This window comes from Craterilacuibacter sp. (assembly GCF_051659485.1).
GTDB lineage: Bacteria > Pseudomonadota > Gammaproteobacteria > Burkholderiales > Chromobacteriaceae > Craterilacuibacter.
This window is the reverse complement of the sequence record NZ_JBOFOO010000027.1, coordinates 1-1584: the sequence shown is the minus strand read 5'-3', so window position 1 is coordinate 1584 and position 1584 is coordinate 1. Positions and strand designations below refer to the sequence as shown.

Sequence of the window (1584 nt, the reverse complement as noted above, 5' to 3'; positions counted from 1 at the left end):
AAGTGTGGTGATGCCGGGATGGGAGCGCGCGGCACGGGCCGCGCGCGCAAGGCTTATTTGGGCGTGACGCTAACCTTGAAGTATTTCTTCTGGATGGTGTCGTAGTTGCCGCTCTTGATCAGCTTGTCGATGGCCGCGTCGAACTGCTGCTTGAGCGCGGTGTCCTGCTTGCGCAGACCCGCGCCAACGCCGGGGCCGAACATCGGGTCGCGCGCGGCCAGCCCTTTGGACTCGAGTTTGCTGGCGGCTTTGCTGGCGAGAAAATCGCTGGCCGCCAGCGCGTCAAGCAGCATGGCGTCGATGCGCCCGGCGGCCATATCGGCGTTCAGCTCGTCCTGGGTGTTGTAGTACTTGATGTTGGCGCTCTGGCCGTAGCGCTTCATCGCATAGTTGGCGTTGACGGTGGATGACTGTACGCCTAGCGTTTTGCCGCGCATGCCGGCTGGGCTCAGGTCGAGCTTGCTGTCCTTGCGGCCGACGAACATCGAGTCGGTGTAGTAGTAAGGCTTGCTGAAGCTGATGACTTTCTGCCGTTCCGGCGTGATCGACATCGAGTTGAAAATCACGTCGATTTTCTTGCTTTGCAAAGAGGGAATGAGGCCGTCCCACGCCACCTCGGTAATCTGGCATTGTGTCTTCATTTCCTGGCACAGCTGCTTGAGTACATCGACCTCGAAGCCGCTCCACTGCCCGCTGCTGTTCTTGGTCGAGAACGGCGGGTAGGGCTCGGCTGCCAGGCCGATCTTGAGCGGTGTAGCTGCCATGGCGCTGCCATGGACGAGCAGACCGAGGGAAAGCGAACAGCACAGTTTTAGCATTCTGGATTTCATCTTCTTATTACCTCCTGATGAGGGCGCGTTGCTGCCCGGATGTCTTACTGGGAAAAAGTACGCCACTGGCCGCAATCAGGCACGGCAGAACTGGGCGCTGACAAACTGCCGGCAGCGTTCACTGTTCGGCGACTCGAATACCTGCCGCGCGCTGCCCGCTTCTTCGATGCGCCCCTGATGCAGGAACAGCACCTTGCTGGAGACTTCGCGCGCAAATGCCATTTCGTGCGTGACGAGCACCATGGTGCAGCCTTCTTGCGCCAGATTGCGGATCACCTTCAGGACTTCACCGGCAAGCTCGGGGTCTAGTGCCGAGGTCGGTTCATCGAACAGCATGACGCTCGGGCGGGTTGCCAGTGCGCGTGCAATGGCGACGCGCTGCTGTTGTCCGCCGGACAGAAAAGCGGGATAACTGTGGCGCTTGTCGGCGATGCCGACCTTGGCCAGCAGGGTTTCGGCCAGTTCAATGGCTTCTGGGCGCGTTTGCCCCAGAACGCGTAGCGGAACCTCGATCAGGTTTTCCAGTACAGTCATATGCGGCCAGAGATTGAATTGCTGGAATACCATGGCGAGTCGGGTGCGGATACGCTCGACCTGCCGCGGGTCGGCGACCATCGTCTGCCCCTTGCGGTCATGGCGGAACGCCACCTGTTCGCCGGCGATCACGATACGGCCGCTGTCCGGGACTTCCAGCAGGTTCATGCAGCGCAGCAAGGTGCTTTTGCCCGAGCCGCTGGCGCCTATCAACGACACC

At 60.7% G+C, this 1584-nt stretch carries 2 protein-coding genes; both read right to left on the bottom strand.

The window, feature by feature from the left end; genetic code table 11:
• Nucleotides 1-53: 53 nt before the first annotated feature.
• On the bottom strand, nt 54-830 hold the full coding sequence (locus tag ACRC1E_RS00850; protein ID WP_438513218.1) for a transporter substrate-binding domain-containing protein: 777 nt from the start codon (nt 828-830) through the stop codon (nt 54-56).
• 75 nt (nt 831-905) lie between these two features.
• Nucleotides 906-1584: ABC transporter ATP-binding protein (locus tag ACRC1E_RS00845; protein ID WP_438513217.1), on the bottom strand; the 679-nt coding region annotated here is incomplete at its 5' end.

Bases quoted from the DNA above. Each gene is read 5' to 3' on its own strand.
- ACRC1E_RS00850 (WP_438513218.1), bottom strand. From the start codon at position 830: ATGAAATCCAGAATGCTAAAACTGTGCTGTTCGCTTTCCCTCGGTCTG.